General features: G+C 75.0%; 19 protein-coding genes. 18 read left to right on the top strand and 1 reads right to left on the bottom strand.

Translation table 11 applies throughout. The features are described from left to right. Window positions 1–62: 62 nt before the first annotated feature. The 7 genes from ribD (at window position 63) to ABWU78_RS01665 (ending at window position 5,575) form a co-directional block, all read left to right on the top strand. Window positions 63–1,187 carry a bifunctional diaminohydroxyphosphoribosylaminopyrimidine deaminase/5-amino-6-(5-phosphoribosylamino)uracil reductase RibD gene (gene ribD, locus ABWU78_RS01695; protein WP_439157377.1) on the top strand — a complete coding sequence of 375 codons (1,125 nt, stop codon included), beginning with the start codon at window positions 63–65 and terminating at the stop codon, window positions 1,185–1,187. Further along, window positions 1,187–1,822 carry a riboflavin synthase gene (locus tag ABWU78_RS01690; RefSeq protein ID WP_439157376.1) on the top strand — a complete coding sequence of 212 codons (636 nt, stop codon included), beginning with the start codon at window positions 1,187–1,189 and terminating at the stop codon, window positions 1,820–1,822. The genes ribD and ABWU78_RS01690 overlap by 1 nt, the downstream gene beginning before the upstream one ends. Window positions 1,823–1,875: 53 nt before the next feature. Beyond that, entirely contained in the window at window positions 1,876–3,255 is a 1,380-nt protein-coding gene (gene ribB, locus ABWU78_RS01685; RefSeq protein ID WP_439157416.1) for a 3,4-dihydroxy-2-butanone-4-phosphate synthase, read from the top strand. Then, window positions 3,252–3,719 carry a 6,7-dimethyl-8-ribityllumazine synthase gene (ribH, locus tag ABWU78_RS01680; RefSeq protein ID WP_439157375.1) on the top strand — a complete coding sequence of 156 codons (468 nt, stop codon included), beginning with the start codon at window positions 3,252–3,254 and terminating at the stop codon, window positions 3,717–3,719. Before ribB ends, ribH begins: the two co-directional genes overlap by 4 nt. Window positions 3,720–3,792: 73 nt before the next feature. Continuing rightward, a complete protein-coding gene (locus ABWU78_RS01675; protein WP_024839663.1) occupies window positions 3,793–4,056 on the top strand; it encodes a phosphoribosyl-ATP diphosphatase in 264 nt (87 codons plus the stop codon). Window positions 4,057–4,165: 109 nt separating this feature from the next. Next, entirely contained in the window at window positions 4,166–5,020 is an 855-nt protein-coding gene (hisG, locus tag ABWU78_RS01670; protein WP_253049399.1) for an ATP phosphoribosyltransferase, read from the top strand. Window positions 5,021–5,080: 60 nt separating this feature from the next. Next, window positions 5,081–5,575: a PH domain-containing protein gene (locus tag ABWU78_RS01665; RefSeq protein ID WP_253049401.1), complete on the top strand. Its 495-nt coding sequence runs from the start codon at window positions 5,081–5,083 to the stop codon at window positions 5,573–5,575. 95 nt (window positions 5,576–5,670) lie between these two features. Here the strand turns inward: ABWU78_RS01665 and ABWU78_RS01660 are convergent, their stop codons facing one another. Next, window positions 5,671–7,581, bottom strand: coding sequence for a DEAD/DEAH box helicase (locus ABWU78_RS01660; RefSeq protein WP_353709294.1), 1,911 nt, complete (start codon window positions 7,579–7,581; stop codon window positions 5,671–5,673). A gap of 400 nt (window positions 7,582–7,981) precedes the next feature. On the opposite strand from ABWU78_RS01660, the gene ABWU78_RS01655 reads away from it, so the two are divergent. From ABWU78_RS01655 to ABWU78_RS01605, 11 genes are all read left to right on the top strand, one after another. Beyond that, window positions 7,982–8,608 (top strand): CDP-alcohol phosphatidyltransferase family protein, encoded by a 627-nt coding sequence (locus tag ABWU78_RS01655; RefSeq protein WP_253050704.1) that lies wholly within the window; start codon window positions 7,982–7,984, stop codon window positions 8,606–8,608. Then, a complete protein-coding gene (locus tag ABWU78_RS01650) occupies window positions 8,605–9,576 on the top strand; it encodes a DUF881 domain-containing protein (RefSeq protein ID WP_439157374.1) in 972 nt (323 codons plus the stop codon). Before ABWU78_RS01655 ends, ABWU78_RS01650 begins: the two co-directional genes overlap by 4 nt. Beyond that, window positions 9,573–9,905 (top strand): small basic family protein, encoded by a 333-nt coding sequence (locus ABWU78_RS01645; protein ID WP_021483549.1) that lies wholly within the window; start codon window positions 9,573–9,575, stop codon window positions 9,903–9,905. Before ABWU78_RS01650 ends, ABWU78_RS01645 begins: the two co-directional genes overlap by 4 nt. Beyond that, on the top strand, window positions 9,902–11,284 hold the full coding sequence (locus ABWU78_RS01640; protein ID WP_439157373.1) for a DUF881 domain-containing protein: 1,383 nt from the start codon (window positions 9,902–9,904) through the stop codon (window positions 11,282–11,284). The genes ABWU78_RS01645 and ABWU78_RS01640 overlap by 4 nt, the downstream gene beginning before the upstream one ends. Window positions 11,285–11,461: 177 nt before the next feature. Further along, window positions 11,462–11,944: an FHA domain-containing protein gene (locus ABWU78_RS01635; RefSeq protein ID WP_047234767.1), complete on the top strand. Its 483-nt coding sequence runs from the start codon at window positions 11,462–11,464 to the stop codon at window positions 11,942–11,944. After that, window positions 11,941–12,702: a transcriptional regulator FtsR gene (gene ftsR, locus ABWU78_RS01630; protein WP_353709291.1), complete on the top strand. Its 762-nt coding sequence runs from the start codon at window positions 11,941–11,943 to the stop codon at window positions 12,700–12,702. The genes ABWU78_RS01635 and ftsR overlap by 4 nt, the downstream gene beginning before the upstream one ends. Window positions 12,703–12,811: 109 nt before the next feature. Beyond that, the gene (locus ABWU78_RS01625) at window positions 12,812–13,285 is read left to right on the top strand and encodes a bifunctional nuclease family protein (protein ID WP_024839673.1); all 474 of its coding nucleotides are present in this window, start codon (window positions 12,812–12,814) and stop codon (window positions 13,283–13,285) included. A 212-nt stretch (window positions 13,286–13,497) separates the two neighbouring features. Next, window positions 13,498–14,088, top strand: a complete 591-nt coding sequence (locus ABWU78_RS01620; RefSeq protein WP_439157372.1) for a MerR family transcriptional regulator — start codon at window positions 13,498–13,500, stop codon at window positions 14,086–14,088. A 196-nt stretch (window positions 14,089–14,284) separates the two neighbouring features. After that, the gene (locus tag ABWU78_RS01615) at window positions 14,285–17,683 is read left to right on the top strand and encodes a pyruvate carboxylase (RefSeq protein ID WP_439157371.1); all 3,399 of its coding nucleotides are present in this window, start codon (window positions 14,285–14,287) and stop codon (window positions 17,681–17,683) included. A gap of 79 nt (window positions 17,684–17,762) precedes the next feature. Next, on the top strand, window positions 17,763–18,515 hold the full coding sequence (locus tag ABWU78_RS01610) for an MBL fold metallo-hydrolase (RefSeq protein ID WP_439157370.1): 753 nt from the start codon (window positions 17,763–17,765) through the stop codon (window positions 18,513–18,515). Between the two features lie 79 nt (window positions 18,516–18,594). After that, the gene (locus ABWU78_RS01605; RefSeq protein ID WP_253049417.1) at window positions 18,595–18,858 is read left to right on the top strand and encodes a DUF2510 domain-containing protein; all 264 of its coding nucleotides are present in this window, start codon (window positions 18,595–18,597) and stop codon (window positions 18,856–18,858) included. The last annotated feature ends 26 nt before the right edge of the window (window positions 18,859–18,884 follow it).

Here is an 18,884-nt window from a genome sequence, read left to right as displayed (position 1 = left end):
CGTCCAGGCCTGACCCCGCCGCCCGCCCTCACCCCGGAGCACGCGTGCCCGGGAGGAGGACGATGGGCGAGCACCCCAGGACCCTGACGATCGACGCCGCGATGACGCGCGCGCTCGAGCTCGCGGGACGCGGACCCGCGCACGGACCCAACCCCCGGGTCGGCTGCGTCCTGCTGGGGCCCGCCCCGCACGGCCCTGCCCTGCCCGACGGCGCCGCGCCCGACTCGGTGGACCCGCACCCGCGGCCGGTCCTCGCCGAGGGATACCACCGAGGTGCGGGGACGCCGCACGCCGAGGCCGCCGCCCTCGCGGACGCCCGGGCGCGCGGCGTCGACGTCACCGGCGCGACCGCCGTCGTGACGCTCGAGCCGTGCGCCCACACCGGCCGCACGGGGCCGTGCGCGGACGCGCTCGTGGCCGCGGGGGTGGCCGAGGTCGTGCACGCCGTCGACGACCCGAACCCCGTGGCGACGGGTGGTGCGCACCGCCTGCGCGCGGCCGGGGTGCGCGTCGTGCGCGGCCTGCGCGCCGCCGAGGGCGAGGAGCTCCTCCGGGTGTGGCTGACGTCCGTGCGACGCGGTACGCCGTACGTGACGCTCAAGACGGCGACGACGCTCGACGGGTACGTCGCGGCCGAGGACGGCACGAGCCGCTGGATCACCGGGCCGGCGGCCCGCGAGCACGCGCACCGCGTGCGCGCCGAGGTCGACGCGATCGTCGTCGGCACGGGCACGCTCCTCACGGACGACCCGGCGCTCACCGCACGGGTGCGCACGCACGACGCCGCGAGCGCCGAGGCCCTCGCGGCGCACCAGCCCCTGCGGGTCGTCGTCGGGCTGCGGGGGATCCCGCCGGCGGCGCGCGTGCGCGGGGAGGGCGGCGAGCTGCTGCACCTGCTGACGCGCGACGTCGGGCACGTGCTGGAACGGCTCGGGGAGCGCGAGGTGCGGCACGTGCTCGTGGAGGGCGGCCCGACGCTCGCGACGGCATTCCTCGCGGCGGGCGTGGTGGACGAGCTGCACGCGTACGTGGCCCCGGTGCTGCTGGGGAGCGGTCGGCGGGTCGTGGACGGGCTGGGCGTGGCGACGATCGCCGACGCGCACCGGTTCCGCACGGTCGAGGTGAGGCGGGTCGGGGACGACGCGCTGGTGGTGTCCAGGACGAGCACGGAAGGACGGGTCGGCTGATGTTCACGGGGATCGTGGAGGAGATCGGGAAGGTTCGGGACGTCGGGTTCCCGGGCGGCGAGGGAGCGGATGCGGTGCTCACGGTGGAGGGGCCGCTCGCCACGTCGGACGCGGCGCCGGGGGACTCGATCGCGGTCAACGGGGTGTGCCTGACGGTGACGGGCCTGGGCGGCGACGGGTCGTTCACGGCGGACGTGATGCCGGAGTCGCTGCGCCGGACCGCCCTGGGCGACCTCGTGGTGGGCTCGCCGGTGAACCTGGAGCGTGCGGTGCGGGCGGATGCGCGGCTGGGGGGTCACGTGGTGCAGGGGCACGTGGACGGTGTGGGGACGCTGGTGAGCCGCGACCCGGGCGAGCGCTGGGACGACCTGGTGTTCTCGGCGCCTGCGGGCTTGACGCGGTACGTCGCGGAGAAGGGCTCGATCGCGGTGAGCGGGGTGTCGCTGACGGTGACGCGGGTGGACGACGAGACGTTCGGCGTCTCCCTCATCCCGACGACGCTCGAAGCGACGATCCTCGGCGGGCTCGTCCCGGGCGACCGGGTGAACCTCGAGGTGGACGTGCTCGCGAAGTACGTCGAGCGCCTGCTCCAGTCGGGCTCCGGTGCCGGCACCACCTCCGGGAGCGCGTCGTGACGGGCGGACGCGCGCCGTCCGCGAGCGCCGCCGTGCCGGAGGGGTCGGGGGGTGTGCGCCTGGGGTCGGTCGAGGAGGCGCTGGCGGAGATCCGGGCGGGGCGGCCGGTGCTGGTGGCGGACTCGCCGGACCGGGAGAACGAGGCGGACGTGGTGTTCGCGGCGCAGGGGGTGTCGGCGGAGTGGGTGGCGTGGACGATCCGGCACTCGTCGGGGTACCTGTGCGCGCCGATGCCGGCGTCGCGGGCGGACGCGCTGGAGCTGCCGTTGATGGTGCCGCACAGCCAGGACCCGCGGCGCACGGCGTACACGGTGACGGTGGACGCGGCGACGGGGGTGACGACGGGGATCTCGGCGGAGGACCGGGCGCGGACGTTGCGGGTGCTGGCGGACCCGGCGTCGGGTCCGGTGGACCTGATCCGGCCGGGTCACGTGCTGCCGTTGCGGGCGGTGCCGGGGGGTGTGCTGCACCGTGCGGGGCACACGGAGGCGGCGGTGGACCTGGTGCGCCTGGCGGGGAGGGGCGAGGTCGGGGGCATCGCGGAGCTGGTGCACGACGACGGGACGATGATGCGGCTGGGGGACGCGGCGGCCCTGGCGGAGCGTGACGGGCTGGTGCTCCTCACGATCGCGGACCTGGTGGCGTGGCGGCGCGTGCACGACCCGGCACCGGCGGCGGCTGTGGAGGTGCCGGACCGTGAGGCGCTGGCGCGGCGGGTGCACCGGACCGCCTCGGCGGATCTTCCGACGGCGCACGGCCGGTTCCGCGTGATCGGGTACCGGGACCTGCGGACGGGTGCGGAGCACGTGGCTCTCGTCCCTGCCGTCGACCCGGTCCGTACGGCGGACCGCGATGAGGTGGGTGCGGAGGCCGCGAGCGCCGTCGGGCCCGACGGCGTCCCGGTGGTGCGGGTGCACTCGGAGTGCCTGACGGGGGACGCGTTCGGGTCGTTGCGGTGCGACTGCGGTCCGCAGCTGCAGGCGGCGATGGGGCGGGTCGCGGCGGAGGGCGGTGCGGTGGTGTACCTGCGGGGGCACGAGGGGCGCGGCATCGGGCTGCTGGCGAAGATCGGGGCGTACGAGCTCCAGGACGCGGGTCTGGACACGGTGCAGGCGAACCTGGAGCTGGGGTGGCCGGTGGACCGCAGGGAGTACGGGGCGGCGGCGGCGATCCTGGCGGACCTGGGGCTGTCGCGGGTGCGGTTGCTGACGAACAACCCGGCGAAGGTGACGGGGCTGGTGGCCTCGGGCATCGACGTGGTGGGGACGGAGCGGATCGAGGTGGGTCACGGTGAGCACAACCGGGCGTACCTGGTGACGAAGAAGGTGGCGATGGGTCATCTGCTGGACACGGTGGCAGTCCCGGACGGGGCTGCCCGGGGAGGGCCGGACGACGGGTCCGGTGCCGAGGAGTCGAAGGAGGACGAGGGATGAGCGGGGCAGGTGCGCCGTCGATCAGCGTGGACGGGTCGGGGCTGCGGGTGACGGTGGTCGCGGCGAGCTGGCACACGGAGGTGATGGACGGGTTGCTGGCGGGTGCGCGCCGGGCGTTGGCGGCGGCGAGCGTGTCGCACGTGAGCGTGGTGCGGGTGCCGGGGTCGTTCGAGCTGCCGGTGGCGGCGGCGCGCGCGGTGGAGCACGGCGCGGACGCGGTGGTGGCGCTGGGGGTGGTGATCCGTGGGGGGACGCCGCACTTCGAGTACGTGTGCCAGGCGGCGACGTCGGGTCTGACGGACGTGAGCGTGCGGACGGGGGTGCCGGTGGGGTTCGGCGTGCTGACGTGCGACGACGAGCAGCAGGCGCTGGACCGGGCGGGGCTGGAGGGGTCGCGCGAGGACAAGGGTGCGGAGGCCGCGGAGGCGGCGGTCGCGACGGTGGTGGCGCTGCGCGACCTGTGACGGACCGGGTCGGGGCGTGCCCGCTGGGCGGACCGCGCCCCGGCCCTGCCCGGGCGGCGGATACCCTGGGCGCGTGAAGACGTTCGAGTCCCTGTTCGCGGAGCTGTCCGAGAAGGCCACGACGCGACCTGCCGGTTCCGGCACGGTCGCGGAGCTGGACGCCGGCGTGCACGCGATCGGGAAGAAGGTGGTCGAGGAGGCCGCCGAGGTGTGGATGGCCGCCGAGTACGAGGGCGACGTGAAGACGGCGGAGGAGATCTCCCAGCTCCTCTACCACCTGCAGGTCCTCATGCTGGCGAAGGGTCTGAGCCTGCAGGACGTGTACGAGCATCTGTGAGCGGCCGTGCCGGTGAGCGTCCCCGCTCCCGGCCGCGAGCGCCGCTCGCCCCTCGCTCGTCCCTGCTGTTCCCCGCTCCTTGCCCGATCCCCTGAACGAAGGTCCTGTCATGCTGCGTATCGCCGTCCCCAACAAGGGGTCCCTGTCCGAGCCCGCCGTCGAGATGCTGCGCGAGGCGGGGTACCGCCAGCGTCGTGACTCGCGCGAGCTGGTGCTGGCCGACCCGGACAACGACGTCGAGTTCTTCTTCCTGCGCCCGCGCGACATCGCGGTGTACGTGGGGTCGGGCACGGTCGACGTGGGGATCACGGGCCGCGACCTGCTGCTGGACTCGGGCGCGGACGCGGTGGAGCACATGCAGCTCGGGTTCGGGGGGTCGACGTTCCGGTACGCGGCCCCGGCGGGCACGGTGACATCGCTGGAGCAGGTGCAGGGGCTGCGCGTCGCGACGTCGTACGAGGTGCTGGTCGAAGGGCACCTGCGCTCGCACGGCGTGGAGGCCACGGTCGTGCACCTGGACGGCGCGGTGGAGTCGGCGGTGCAGCTCGGGGTGGCGGACGTCGTCGCGGACGTCGTCTCGACGGGCACGACGCTGCGGGGCGCGGGCCTGGAGGTGTTCGGCGACCCGATCCTCGTGTCGGAGGCGGTGCTGATCCGTCCGCGCGCGGTCGCGGAGGCGGACGTCCCGGCGGGGGTCGAGGTGCTGAGCCGGCGCCTGCAGGGCGTGCTCACGGCGCGCCAGTACGTCCTCATGGACTACGACGTGCCGGTGTCGCTCGTGGAGCGTGCGGTCGCGATCACGCCGGGCCTGGAGTCGCCGACGGTGTCGCCGCTGCACGACCGCGACTGGGCGGCGGTGCGGGCGATGGTGCGTCGCGACCAGACGAACCAGGTCATGGACGCCCTGTACGACGTGGGTGCGCGTGCGATCCTCGTCACCCGGATCCACGCGTCCCGCCTCTGACACCGCTCGCCCCGGGGCGCGGCGCCGGTGGGCGTCGTGCGGGTGTGAGACGGTGGCGGCATGAGCACCGACCCGTTCCCTGATCCTGGCCTGCCGGGGGAGCGCCACGACGACCCCTACCGGCCGTTCCGGCCCCGGTTCGGCCTGGTGTCGGCGTGGGCGACGGGTGTCGTCGTGGTCGGCGGGTGCGTCGTCGTCGGGCTGTCGGCGACGGGCCCGCTCGGCACGTCGTGGGTGAACCGCCTCTCGCTGGCCGCGTTCGCCCTGTTCGCGGCGTGGCTGCTGTGGCGCCTGGGGGGCGTGCACGCCGTCCCGACGCGCGAGGGGCTGCGGGTGCGCAACGTCATCTACACGCGCGAGCTCGAGTGGGCGCAGGTCGTGTCCGTCCGGTTCGGCTCCGGCGACGCGTGGGTGCGCCTGGACCTTGCGGACGGGTCGACGCTCGCCGTCATGGGGATCCAACGGGCCGACGGCGCGCGCGGGGACGCGGAGGCGCGCCGCCTGGCGGCACTGGTCCAGGCGCACGGCGAGGCGCACGAGGGCCCGCGCACCTGACGCGCGACGGCACAGGGGCAGAACACGGACGGCCCCGGATCCAGCGGATCCGGGGCCGTCCCTCTGCTCGCGTCGCCGACGGCGACGCGGGTGCGTCAGTACGCCGTGCGATGACGGGGCTTGCGCTCGCCCCGGTCGTCGGCGCGGTCGAAGCGGTCGCGACGCTCGTCGCGACGGCCCGACGGGCCGTGACCGCCGCGCGGGCCGCGCGAGGCGGGCGCGCCCTCGTCCACGCGGATGCGCAGCGCCTTCCCGGCGACCCGGGCACGGGAGATGCGGTCCATGGTCTCCGCGTCGAGCGGCGCGGTGATGTCCACGAGGGAGAACGACGGGAAGATGTCGATCTTGCCGACGTCCGACCCGGCCAGGCCGGCCTCGTTCGTCAGCGCGCCGACGATCCCGCCGGGCATCACGCCGTCCTTGTGGCCCACGGACAGGCGGTAGCGGGTCCCGACGGCGTCGCGGCGGATGCCGCGCGTGCCGTCGCCCTCGCGGCGGCCCGACGCGCGCTCGCCGCGCGGGCGCTCGCCCGTGCGCTCGGTGCGGCGTGCCTTCGCCTGCTCGCGCGCGGCGGCGCGCTCGGCCTCGAACCGCTCCTGCTCCTCGCGGGCGCGGGGGCCGTCGTCGCCGACCGCGAGCGCCGCCATGGCCGCCGCGAGGTCGACCGGGTCGACGTCGTGCTCGGCGAGGAAGGTGCGCACCATGTCGGCGTACATGGACAGGCGGCCGGCCTCCTGGCGGGCCGGGACCTGGCCGAGGAGGGTGCGGACCTTGTGCGCGGACACGTCCGCGGGGGAGGGGATCTCGATCTCCTGCAGCGGGGTGCGGGTCGTGCGCTCGATGGCGCGCAGACGGCCCCGCTCGTGCGGGGTGACGAAGCTCAGGGCCTCGCCGGTGCGTCCGGCACGGCCGGTGCGGCCGATGCGGTGCACGTACGCCTCGGGCTCGCCCGGCAGGTCGAAGTTCACGACGAGGCCGATGCGGTCCACGTCGAGGCCGCGCGCGGCGACGTCGGTCGCGACGAGGACGTCGAGCGCGCCGGAGCGCAGGCGCTCGACGATCTTCTCGCGCTCCTTCTGCGCGACGTCGCCCGAGATGGTGGCGGCGGAGATGCCGCGCTCGACGAGCGCGGACCCGACCTCCTCGGCGGCGCCGCGCGTGCGGGTGAACACGATCGCGGCCTCGGCGTCGGAGGTGGCGAGGACGCGCACGAGCGAGCCGGTCTTGTGCCGGAACGGGACGACGGCGTACGTCTGGCGCACGCTCGTCACCGTGGAGGACTGGCGGGCGACGGCGATCTCGACCGGGTCGGTGAGGTGCTCGTTCGCGACGCGGCGGATCGGGGCGGGCATCGTCGCGGAGAAGAGGGCGACCTGACGCTCGCGCGGGGCGCGGGAGAAGATCGTGTCGACGTCCTCCGCGAAGCCCATGCGCAGCATCTCGTCGGCCTCGTCGAGGACGAGGAAGCGCACGTCGTCGAGCACGAGGGTGCCGCGCTCGATGTGGTCGATGACGCGCCCGGGCGTGCCGACGACGACCTGCGCGCCGGCCGCGAGCGCCCGCTGCTGCGGCTGGTAGGGCGAGCCGCCGTACACGGCGACGACGTCGACCTTGGGCAGGTGGGTCGCGAACGACTCGACGGCGTCGGCGACCTGCATGGCCAGCTCGCGCGTCGGGGTCAGGACGACGGCCTGCACGCGGCGCAGGGACGGGTCGATCGCGGCGAGCAGCGGGAGGCCGAACGCGGCGGTCTTGCCGGTGCCGGTCTGCGCGACGCCGGTGATGTCGCGGCCGGCGAGGAGCGCCGGGATGGCCTCGGCCTGGATCGCGGACGGGGTGACGAAGCCGAGGTCGGCGACGGCGCGCTCGAGGGGAGCGGGCAGGCCGAGGTCGGCGAAGACGGGACCGGCGGGAGCGGCCGGCTCGGGGCGCGTGCGCTCCGCGCGCTCGGGGGCGTCGGCGGACTGGTCGAGGGCGTGCGAGGGCGCGAGGACGTCAGCAGTCATGAAGGGGTGAGGACCGTTCGTTTCGGGGTGTGGAGTGGCGTGCGGTCACCAGGACGGTTCTCGCAGGTCGCACTCCCGAACACACCAGGCCGGCCACCAGGACGATCAGGGACGATCGAGGGGGACGGCCGCTCTCACGGACACACGCGGGACGAGCGACGAACTCCAGAGGTGTGCCCATCCTACCGGAGGTCGCGGCGGGCTCGCGGGCCGGCCCCGGTGACCTCCCTCACCGCGGCCGCCACCCGGTCGCCGGGCACGACGGACGAAACGGGTGATTTCCGCCCGCCGCGGGCGCCGCGCCGCGAAATGAGGGCCCGGGTGCGCGGGCCCGGTACGTAGGATGGTCCGCGCGCGGCAGGTCGCCGCGACGGCGCGACGTGAGCACGGGGCGGTGGGTGTGTCAGCAGGGCAGCAGGTCAGCTCCCGCGTCCTGACCGTCCCGAACGTCATCAGCCTCCTGCGGCTGCTCCTCGTGCCCGTGTTCGCGGTCCTCATCGTGCGCGGCGACGACGTGTGGGCGCTGGTCGTGCTCGCGGTGTCGGGGGCGTCGGACTGGCTCGACGGCGTCCTCGCGCGGCGCCTGGACCAGGTGAGCCGTCTCGGGCAGATGCTCGACCCGGCCGCGGACCGGCTCTTCATCCTCGTCACCCTCCTGGGGCTCGCGTGGCGCGACGTCGTGCCCGTGTGGCTCGTCGTGGTCATCGTGGGACGCGACCTGCTCCTCGCCGGTCTCCTGCCGCTGCTGGCGCGCCACGGGTACGGGCCCCTGCCGGTGAGCTTCGCGGGCAAGGCCGGGACGTTCGCGCTGCTGTACGCGTTCCCGCTCCTGCTCCTGGCCGAGATGCCGGGCTGGCTGGGCGACGTCGCCGCGGTCACCGGGTGGGCGTTCACCTGGTGGGGCGTGGGGCTGTACTGGCTCGCGGGCGCGCAGTACGTGCTGCAGACCCGTTCGCTCGTGGTCCGCGACCGGGCGGCCGCCGCGGAGGGCGACGAGACCGGCACGACGACGCGGGAGGCGCCGTGAGCGAGAACCGTCAGGACCCGGGTGGCGCCGCGCGCCGCGCCCCCGTCGACGCGTCGATGACGCTCCTCAACGAGGTCATGCACCGCCCGCTCGACCCCGGGTACGCGGACGCCGCGGCGCGCCGGGCCGCCGGGCGGGCGCCGCACCGTGGTCGCACCGGCACGGTGGTCCTCGTCGCCCTCGCGGTCGCGCTCGGAGTCGTGACGACGGCGGCGGCCGTCGAGCTGCGCGCCCCGCAACCGGGCGTCATCGCGGCGCGCGAGACCCTGGAGCAGGAGATCCTCGACCGGCAGGGCGCCGCGGAGGAGCTCGCCGCCCGCGGGGCGGAGCTGTCCGCGGAGATCGAGCAGCTCCAGGGCGCGGCGCTCAGCGGCGCGAGCGCCGACGTGCTGCAGGGACTCCAGGCGGAGGGCGCGCTGACCGGCACGCAGGCGGTCGAGGGCCAGGGCGTCGTCGTCACGCTCGACGACACGAGCGGCGGCCTGTCCTCCGACACCGTGGACTCGAGCTCGCTCGTGCACGACTCCGACCTGCAGCGCGTCGTCAACGCGCTCTGGGCCGGCGGCGCGGAGGCGGTCGCGATCAACGACCAGCGACTCACCGGGCTCTCGGCGATCCGCTCCGCCGGGGACGCGGTGCTCGTCGACCTGCAGCCCCTCGTCGGCCCGTACCGGGTCGAGGCGATCGGGGACCCGGACTCCCTGCGCACCTCGCTCCTGCGCTCCGGCACGTCGGACTACCTGCAGATCCTGGGCACCCAGTACGGCATCCGGTCGAGCGTGACGACGCAGAGCCGCCTCGACCTGCCCGGCCGGCCCGCGCCCACGCTGTTCTTCGCGAAGGCCCCGGCGGCGACCGTAGACTCCGACACGCCCGCCGGGAGCACCGACGGCACGACGGACGGCACGACCGACGGGTTCGGGACGGGCCCGGAACCGCACGAGACAGGGCAGGAGATCGTCGAATGATCGCAGTCGTCGGACTGGTGGTGGGCATCGTCGCGGGCCTCGTCCTGCAACCCACCGTGCCCGTGTCGCTGCAGCCCTACCTGCCGATCGCCGTCGTGGCCGCGCTCGACGCGCTGTTCGGGGGCCTGCGGGCCCGGCTCGACGGGCTGTTCGACGACAAGGTCTTCCTCGTCTCGTTCCTCTCGAACGTCGTCGTCGCCGCCCTCATCGTCTTCCTCGGCGACCAGCTCGGCGTCGGGAGCCAGCTCTCCACCGCCGTCGTCGTCGTGCTCGGCATCCGCATCTTCTCCAACGCCGCCGCGATCCGGCGCCACATCTTCAAGGCGTGAGCGTGACCCGCGACCCCCAGGACCCGCGCGACGCGGCCACCGACGACGTGACGCCGGACCCCGCCCCGGACGACGCCCACGAGACCACGGACCCGACCGCCCGGCGGACCGCCGGCGACGCCGCGACCGCCCGGCCGTCCCCCGCGGACCCGGACGAGGGCGCCGTCGAGGCGGACAGCGAGCCCGAGCGTCAGCCCGAGGGCCAGGAAGAGCCCGCCGCCGCGCACGCGGGCACCGGCGATGCGGTCGACGGCGCGCCGGACGCGACCGGCGTCGAGGACGACGCCCCGACCGACGGTCCCGCGCGCGAGCCCGACGCCGCTAGCGGGGCAGCGGACCGGGACACCGACCAGGACGACGCGATCGGCGACGACTCCTCGGTCGACGACGAGCGCGGCGAGCCCTCGACCCCCGTGACGGGCGAGGAGCCCGAGGACGACCCGACCGGCACCGCACCGCCGGAGAACAGCGACGAGGACCCGGAGACCCCGGACCGCGCCCCCTTCGCCGCGGCCGACGCACCGCACCCCGCCCCGCCGCACGACGACACGACCACCGGCGGCTCCGCCAGCACCGACGCGTCGTCGCCGGCGGAGCCGCCCGCGACGACCGGGACGATCGGCGCCGTGGGCCGCCACGGCGCCCCCACCCGGCCGGAACCGCGGGGCCTGCGCGGGCTCGGCCGCGCGCTGCGCCCCCGCGCGTCCCGGTCCCAGATCGTCGTCGGCGTCCTGTGCGCGCTCCTCGGCTTCGCGCTCGTGGTCCAGGTGAGCCAGACGCAGGAGGACCAGCTCTCGTCCCTGCGCCAGAGCGACCTCGTGCGCCTGCTCGACGACGTGACGCAGCGTTCCGGCGAGCTCGAGGACCAGGTCTCCTCGCTCGAGTCGACGCGCGACGAGCTGCAGTCGGGGACCGGGCGCGAGCGCGCGGCGCTCGAGCTCGCCGAGCAGCAGGCCGAGACGCTCGGCATCCTGTCCGGTCGGCTCCCCGCGGAGGGCCCGGGCGTCGAGATCGAGGTCGTCGAGGGCGCGGAGGCGCTCGACGCGTTCTCGCTCTTCAACGTGCTCGAGGAGCTGCGCAACGCGGGCGCGGAGGCGATGGAGGTCAACGGGGTCCGTCTCGTGGCGAGCAGCTACTTCGAGGACTCTGCCGAGGGCGTCGTCGTCGACGGGCAGACGATCTCCTCGCCGTACCGGTGGAACGTGATCGGCGACCCGTCCACGCTCGAGACGGCCCTCGAGATCCCCGGCGGCGCGATGGCGTCGCTGCGCGCCGACGGTGCGCGCACGACGATCACCCAGCAGGACCGGGTCGAGGTCACCGCGACCGTCGAGCCCGCTGCGCCGCAGTACGCCACCCCGGTCCCGGCCGACGAGTGACCGCGGCTTCCCGCATCCCCGCAGGCCGGGGTAGGTTGGGACGACCGTGGGTCGCGCGCACCGCGTGACCTGCGGGTGTAGTAGTTTTCGAGCACGATTCCCGCGCGGCGGGGCCACGGCCCCGCGGTGCGGTGTTCCGAGGTCGAGCACGACGTGCGTGAGCCCCGAGGAGGCGAGATGAGTGTCCCAGGCGGTCCTGAGGTGCCGAACCGGGCGGGTAGCGACACGACGGTCAGCTTCGGCCGGATCGAGGCCCCGATCGAGGAGGGCGTGCAGCCCGGCGGCCTGAGCCCCGAGGAGCACGCCGCGGTCGCGGCCCTGCCGCGCCACTCCGCCCTGCTCATCATGCAGCGCGGTCCCGGGCAGGGGTCCCGCTTCCTCCTGGACGCCGAGCGCACCGTCGCCGGCCGGTCGGAGCGCGCGGACATCTTCCTCGACGACGTCACCGTCTCGCGCAAGCACGCCGAGTTCGTGCGCGAGGGCGAGCACTTCCTCGTGCGCGACGTCGGGTCGCTCAACGGCACGTACGTGAACCGCAGCCGCATCGACGCCGTCGCGCTCTCGACGGGCGACGAGGTGCAGATCGGCAAGTACCGGCTCACGTTCCACGCCAGCCCGCACGCGGGGGCACCGGCGGGCGGCACGGCCCCCCGGTCGTGAACGCCTCGACGGGCGCGGCGCACGCCACGGTCCCCGAGCCCCCCGACGGCACGGAGCCGTGGCCGCAGGGCATCTCGCGCCGCGCGACCATGCGCATCTCCGACGTGCTGCGCGCGCTGCGGGCCGAGTTCCCGAACGTCAGCCACTCCAAGCTGCGCTTCCTCGAGGAGCAGGGCCTCATCGAGCCCGTGCGCACCGCGTCGGGCTACCGCCAGTACAGCCCCGCGGACGTCGAGCGGCTGCGGTTCGTGCTCGTCGAGCAGCGCGACCGGTACCTGCCGCTCAAGGTCATCAAGGAGCGCCTCGCCGCGCTCGACGCCGGCACCGAGGTCGAGGTCCTCGCCCCGCGCCTGGCGACGAACGACGGCGAACCCGGCTCGGCGACCGTCCGCCAGCGGTACACGGTGGACGCGCTCGTGTCCGCGGCGGGGGTGGAGCGCGACCTCGTCGAGGGGCTCATCGAGGCCGGCGTGCTGCGCCAGGCGCCCGGAGGCCAGCTCGACGCGCGCTCGCTCGACGTGGTCGTGCTGGCCGCCGGCCTGTCGGAGTACGGCATCGAGCCGCGGCACCTGCGCTCCCTGCGCACCGCCGCCGACCGGCACGTGAGCCTCGTGCACCAGGTCGTCTCCCCGTGGCGCGGGCAGCAGAGCGCGTCCGCCCGCGCCCACGCCGGCACCGTGGCCTCGGAGGTCGGGGAGCTGTGCGCGCAGCTGCACACGGTGTTCGTGCGCCAGGGGATCGACGACCTCACGCGCTGACCGTCGCACCGGTTCCCCGGTCCCGCGAGGCACCCGGACGAGACGGGCCTCAACCCCTGCCGGATGACGGAGGGCGACGTACCGTGGAGTGGTGAGCGACGACGTCCCGATGGTCCCCGTCGAGGTGCTGGGGGTCCGTCAGCAGCAGCGCGACCAGGAGATCGTGGTGCTGCTGCTCGACGACGCGTCCGAGCTCGTCGTGCCGATCGTCATCGGACCACGGGAGGCGAGCGCGATCGCCATGGCGCAGGCAGGCCTGCCGACACCGCGGCCCATGACCCACGACCTGCTGCGGGACCTCCTCGACGCCGTCGGGGTGCGCCTGGAGCGGGCGGAGATCGTCGCGCTCGACGGCGGCATCTTCTTCGCCGAGCTGGTCCTGAGCAACGGGGTCCGGCTCGACTCGCGCGCCTCGGACGCCATCGCCGTCGCGGTGCGCACCGGGAGCCCGGTGCTGTGCTCGGCGGAGGTCGTCGCGACGGCGGGGGTCGAGGTCGTCGACGTCGCGCAGCAGGAGGAGGTCGAGAAGTTCCGCGACTTCCTGGACCACGTCCAGCCGGAGGACTTCTCGGTGGACGAGTAGAGGGCGGTCCGCGCGGGACGGGCCGACCGTCGGGCGAGGACCAGCCCTTCGGACACAACGGACAAGGCAGACGTTCGACCTCAGGTCGAGGGTTGGGCGGCCGGACCGCCGGACGTGCGGGCGCGACACGCCCGCACGCTCGGGTCGTCGGTCGTTGACGACCCCCGACGGCGCCCATAGCGTGGTCGTGGACATCACCCCAGGAGGCGAAAGTGAACAGCAGCGGTGAGGCGAGCGTCGGTGCCGGCGCGGCAGTTCCCCACGGTGCGCAGGGCCTCCTCTTCGGGGAGGACATCACCGAGCAGGACACCACGACCGGCTACCGCGGCCCGACCGCGTGCCGCGCCGCAGGCATCACCTACCGCCAGCTCGACTACTGGGCCCGCACCGGGCTGGTCGAGCCCACCGTGCGACCCGCCTCGGGGTCGGGCTCCCACCGCCTGTACAGCTTCCGGGACATCCTCGTCCTCAAGGTCGTCAAGCGGCTCCTGGACACCGGGGTCTCGCTGCAGCAGATCCGCACGGCGGTCGAGCACCTGCGCGAGCGCGGCGTCGACGACCTCGCGCAGATCACCCTCATGAGCGACGGGGCGAGCGTGTACGAGTGCACGTCCCCCGACGAGGTCGTGGACCTCGTCCAGGGTGGTCAGGGCGTCTTCGGCATCGCGGTCGGGCGCGTGTGGCGCGAGGTCGAGGGCACGCTCGCCGAGCTGCCCACCGAGTCGCTCGACGACGAGGACGACACGACGGCGAGCCCGCAGGACGAGCTCGCGCAGCGCCGTCGGGCCCGCTCCGTCGGCTGACGACCGCGAGCGCCGCCGGCTCCTGAGGCGGGCGGGGAACACCGGGCCCGCCGAGGCCGGACGCCGTGACACCCGGCTGTGGAGCACGTCACAGTCGGTGCGACGGCCTGCCCCGTGGGGCCGTGGGAGGATCGCCCGGTACGCGGCGCGTCACGCTCTCCCCGGCAGCGCCGCACGGTCGACGGATGGAGTGCCGGTGTTCTCGAAGGTCCTGGTCGCCAACCGCGCGGAGATCGCCGTCAGGGCGTTCCGCGCCGCCTACGAGCTGGGGGCCCGCACCGTCGCGGTGTTCCCGCAGGAGGACCGCAACTCCGAGCACCGGCTCAAGGCCGACGAGGCGTACCTCATCGGGGAGCCCGGTCACCCGGTGCGTGCGTACCTCGACATCGAGGAGATCGTGCGCGTGGCGCGGGAGGCGGGCGCGGACGCCGTCTATCCGGGGTACGGGTTCCTCTCGGAGAACCCCGACCTGGCGCGCGCGTGCGCGGATGCCGGGCTGACGTTCGTCGGTCCGCCGCCGGAGGTGCTCGAGCTCGCGGGCAACAAGGTGCGCGCGCTCAAGGCCGCGCGAGAGGCGGGGCTGCCGGTGCTCGCGTCGAGCGAGCCGTCGTCGGACGTCGACGAGCTCGTCGCGGCGGCCGACGCGATCGGGTTCCCCGTGTTCGTCAAGGCCGTCGCCGGGGGCGGCGGTCGCGGGATGCGCCGCGTGGACACGCGGGAGGACCTGCCCGAGTCGCTGGCGGCCGCGATGCGCGAGGCCGACGGCGCGTTCGGGGACCCGACGGTGTTCCTGGAGCAGGCGGTGCTGCGCCCGCGGCACATCGAGGTGCAGATCCTCGCCGACGGCGCAGGGAACGTCGTGCACCTGTACGAGCGGGACTGCTCGCTGCAGCGCCGGCACCAGAAGGTCGTCGAGATCGCGCCGGCGCCCAACCTCGACCCGGCGGTCCGGGACGCGCTGTGCGCGGACGCGGTGAAGTTCGCCCGGCACATCGGGTACCAGAACGCGGGCACGGTCGAGTTCCTGGTGGACACCGTGGGGGAGCGGGCCGGGCAGCACGTGTTCATCGAGATGAACCCGCGCATCCAGGTCGAGCACACGGTGACCGAGGAGGTCACCGACGTCGATCTCGTCTCGGCGCAGATGCGCATCGCGTCGGGGGAGACGCTGGAGGACCTGGGCATCCGGCAGGAGGACGTGCGCGTCAACGGCGCCGCCCTGCAGACCCGCATCACGACGGAGGACCCGGCGAACGGGTTTCGTCCCGACACGGGCCGCATCATCGCCTACCGCTCCCCGGGCGGGGCGGGGGTGCGGCTCGACGGCGCGACGGCGACGGCCGGGTCCGTCGTGTCGGGCCACTTTGACTCGATGCTCGTCAAGCTGACGTGCCGCGGCCGTGACTTCCCGACGGCGGTGCGGCGCGCGCGGCGGGCCCTCGCCGAGTTCCGCATCCGCGGCATCCGCACCAACATCCCGTTCCTGCAGGCCGTGCTCGCGGACCCGGAGTTCGTCGCGGGCAACGTCGCGACGTCGTTCATCGACGAGCGGCCCGAGCTGCTGGCCGCGCGCGAGAGCGCCGACCGGGGCACGCGCCTGCTCGCGTACGTGGGGGACACGACGGTCAACCGCCCGCACGGCGAGCCGCGGCGCACGACGGACCCCGCGACGAAGCTGCCCGCGGTCGACCTGTCGGTCGCGCCGCCGCCCGGGACGCGCCAGCAGCTCCTCGAGCTGGGCCCCGAGGGCTTCGCGCGCGCCCTGCGGGGCGAGCAGCGGCTGCGGGTCACGGACACCACGTTCCGCGACGCCCACCAGTCCCTGCTCGCGACGCGCGTGCGCACGCACGACCTGGCCGCCGTCGCGCCGTACGTGGCGCGGGCGACGCCGCAGCTGTGGTCGGTCGAGGCGTGGGGCGGGGCGACGTACGACGTCGCGCTGCGGTTCCTCGGCGAGGACCCGTGGGAGCGGCTCGCGACGCTGCGCGAGGCGATGCCGAACCTCGCGATCCAGATGCTGCTGCGCGGCCGCAACACGGTCGGGTACACGCCGTACCCGACGCGCGTCACCGAGGCGTTCGTCGCGGAGGCCGCGGCGACGGGCATCGACGTGTTCCGCATCTTCGACGCGCTCAACGACGTCGACCAGATGCGCCCCGCGATCGAGGCCGTGCGCGCCACGGGCACCACGGTCGCCGAGGTCGCCCTGTGCTACACGGGCAACCTGCTGGACCCCGCCGAGGACCTGTACACGCTCGACTACTACCTGCGCCTCGCGGACCGCATCGTCGACGCCGGCGCGCACGTGCTCGCGATCAAGGACATGGCGGGGCTGCTGCGCCCCGCGGCGGCGACGCGCCTCGTGACCGCGCTGCGCGAGCGCTTCGACCTGCCGGTGCACCTGCACACGCACGACACGTCCGGCGGTCAGATGGCCACGCTGCTCGCCGCGGCGGCCGCGGGCGTGGACGCGGTGGACGCCGCGAGCGCCGCCATGGCGGGCACGACGAGCCAGCCGTCGCTGTCGGCGCTCGTCGCGGGCCTGGAGCACACCGAGCGCGACACGGGCCTGTCGCTGGCCGCCGTCGCGGACCTGGAGCCGTACTGGGAGGCGGTGCGTCGCGTCTACGCGCCGTTCGAGTCGGGGCTGCCCGGGCCGACGGGGCGCGTGTACGAGCACGAGATCCCGGGCGGGCAGCTGTCGAACCTGCGCCAGCAGGCGATCGCGCTGGGCCTGGGGGACAAGTTCGAGCAGATCGAGGCGATGTACGCCGCGGCGGACCGCATCCTGGGGCGCCTGGTGAAGGTGACGCCGTCGTCGAAGGTCGTGGGCGACCTCGCGCTGCACCTCGTGGCGGCGGGCGCGGACCCGGCGGAGTTCGCGGCCGACCCGCAGGCGTTCGACATCCCGGACTCGGTGATCGGGTTCCTCGGCGGCGAGCTCGGCGACCCGCCCGGGGGCTGGCCGGAGCCGTTCCGCTCGCGCGCGCTCGCCGGTCGTGCCGCGCGCGGTGGCGTGACCCCGCTCTCGTCGGAGGACGAGGCCGAGCTCGCGCAGGCCGGGGAGGTGCGGCGCCGGCGGCTGAACCACCTGCTGTTCGCGGGCCCGACCAAGGAGTTCGGGCAGGTGCGCCTGGCGTACGGCGACGTGTCCGTGCTCGACACCCCCACGTACCTGTACGGGCTCGAGCCCGGCCAGGAGGTCGCGGTCGCGCTCGGCAAGGGCGTGCGCCTGCTGGTGGGGCTCGAGGCGATCGGGACGCCCGACGAGCGGGGCATGCGCACGGTGATGTTCACCCTCAACGGTCAGCTGCGCCCGATCCAGGTGCGCGACCGTGCGGTCGACGTCGACGCGCGCACGGCGGAGAAGGCGGACCCGTCGCAGCCCGGGCAGGTCGCGGCGCCGTTCGCGGGCGCGGTGACGCCGGTCGTCGTGGCCGGTGACGTCGTCGAGGCGGGGCAGACGGTCGCCACGGTCGAGGCGATGAAGATGGAGGCCGCGATCACGACGCCGGTCGCGGGCACGGTCCAGCGCGTCGCGATCGGGGCGGTGCAGCAGCTCGAGGGCGGCGACCTGGTCCTCGTCGTGGGCTGAGCGGTGGGCGCTCTCGTGATCGGGGTGGCAGCCTGAGGCGACGGCCGTCGCGCCGGGCAGGGTGAGCTGAGGAGGATCCATGCGAGTCACGTTCCACGGCCACGCGTGCGTGTCGGTGCGCCACGGCGGGCAGGTCGTCGTGATCGACCCGGGCACGTTCAGTGACGCCGCGACGGCGCTGCGCGACGCCGACACGGTGCTCGTCACGCACCAGCACCCGGACCACGTCGACGCGGCCGCGCTCGGCGCCGCCCTCGCCGCGCGGCCCGGGCTCGTGGTGTGGGCGCCCGAGGCGGTCGTCGCCGCGCTGCGGCCGTCGCTGCCGGAGGGCGCGTCGGCGCGCGTGGTCGTGCCGGGTGACGGGCTGGACCTCGGCGGGCTGGAGGTCGTGGTCGGTGGCGGGCAGCACGCGGTGATCCACCGTGACGTGCCCCGGATCGCGAACGTGACGTACCTCGTCCGCGGGGACGGCGCGACGCTCCTGCATCCGGGCGACTCGTTCGACGCGCCCGACGACGCCGCGCTCGAGGGAAGGCGGCTCGACGTGCTCCTCGCACCGGTGGCCGCGCCGTGGCTCAAGCTCGCTGAGACGATCGACTTCGTGCGCGGGCTCGACCCGCGCGTCGTCGTCCCGATCCACGACGCCCTGCTCTCGGCGGCCGGGCACGGCCTCGTCGACCGTCTGCTCGGCGAGCAGCGCACCGGCGGGACTACGCGTACCGGCCCCTCGTGCCCGGCGGGGCGCTCGACGTCGCCGCAGGGAGCCTGGACGGGACCGGGGACGCTGCGGCGCGGGCCCTGCGCGACGCGCACCCCGAGTACGGGGAGGTGACCCTGCTCGAGGCCGACGAGACCGTGCCCCCGCGCCCCGAGGAGGAGGCGGCCGACGTCGCCCGCGCGGAGACTGGCCGGTGAGCGGCCCCCCGGTGCCAGGCTGGTACCCGGACCCGTGGGGCGTGCGAGCTGAGCGGTGGTTCGACGGGCGCGCGTGGACGCCGCACGTCCGGGACCGTCCCGCGGGCGCGGGCGGCCCTCGCACGATGCACCCCGGGGCGATCGTCGCGATCGTGCTGGGCGTGCTCCTCGCCCTCGCGGTCGTCGCCGCCGTCGTGGTGTTCTTCGTCCTCATGGTGCAGGGCGTCGTCTGCGGCGAGGCACCCCACTACTGCGACTGACGCGGCGCTGGTCCCGCGCCGGACCC

Origin of the sequence: Cellulosimicrobium sp. CpK407 (assembly GCF_051844275.1) — a bacterium.
In the GTDB taxonomy this organism is placed as follows: Bacteria; Actinomycetota; Actinomycetes; order Actinomycetales; family Cellulomonadaceae; genus Cellulosimicrobium; species Cellulosimicrobium cellulans_G.
The sequence above is the reverse complement of the archived record's forward strand: the minus strand, read 5'-3'. Positions and strand labels throughout refer to the sequence as shown.

Coding starts and splice junctions, on each gene's coding strand:
- ABWU78_RS01690 (WP_439157376.1), top strand. CDS start 1,187: ATGTTCACGGGGATCGTGGAGGAGATCGGGAAGGTTCGGGACGTCGGG.
- ABWU78_RS01635 (WP_047234767.1), top strand. CDS start 11,462: ATGAGTGTCCCAGGCGGTCCTGAGGTGCCGAACCGGGCGGGTAGCGAC.
- ABWU78_RS01660 (WP_353709294.1), bottom strand. CDS start 7,581: ATGACTGCTGACGTCCTCGCGCCCTCGCACGCCCTCGACCAGTCCGCC.
- ABWU78_RS01610 (WP_439157370.1), top strand. CDS start 17,763: ATGCGAGTCACGTTCCACGGCCACGCGTGCGTGTCGGTGCGCCACGGC.
- ABWU78_RS01645 (WP_021483549.1), top strand. CDS start 9,573: ATGATCGCAGTCGTCGGACTGGTGGTGGGCATCGTCGCGGGCCTCGTC.
- ribD (WP_439157377.1), top strand. CDS start 63: ATGGGCGAGCACCCCAGGACCCTGACGATCGACGCCGCGATGACGCGC.
- ribH (WP_439157375.1), top strand. CDS start 3,252: ATGAGCGGGGCAGGTGCGCCGTCGATCAGCGTGGACGGGTCGGGGCTG.
- ABWU78_RS01625 (WP_024839673.1), top strand. CDS start 12,812: ATGGTCCCCGTCGAGGTGCTGGGGGTCCGTCAGCAGCAGCGCGACCAG.
- hisG (WP_253049399.1), top strand. CDS start 4,166: ATGCTGCGTATCGCCGTCCCCAACAAGGGGTCCCTGTCCGAGCCCGCC.
- ABWU78_RS01665 (WP_253049401.1), top strand. CDS start 5,081: ATGAGCACCGACCCGTTCCCTGATCCTGGCCTGCCGGGGGAGCGCCAC.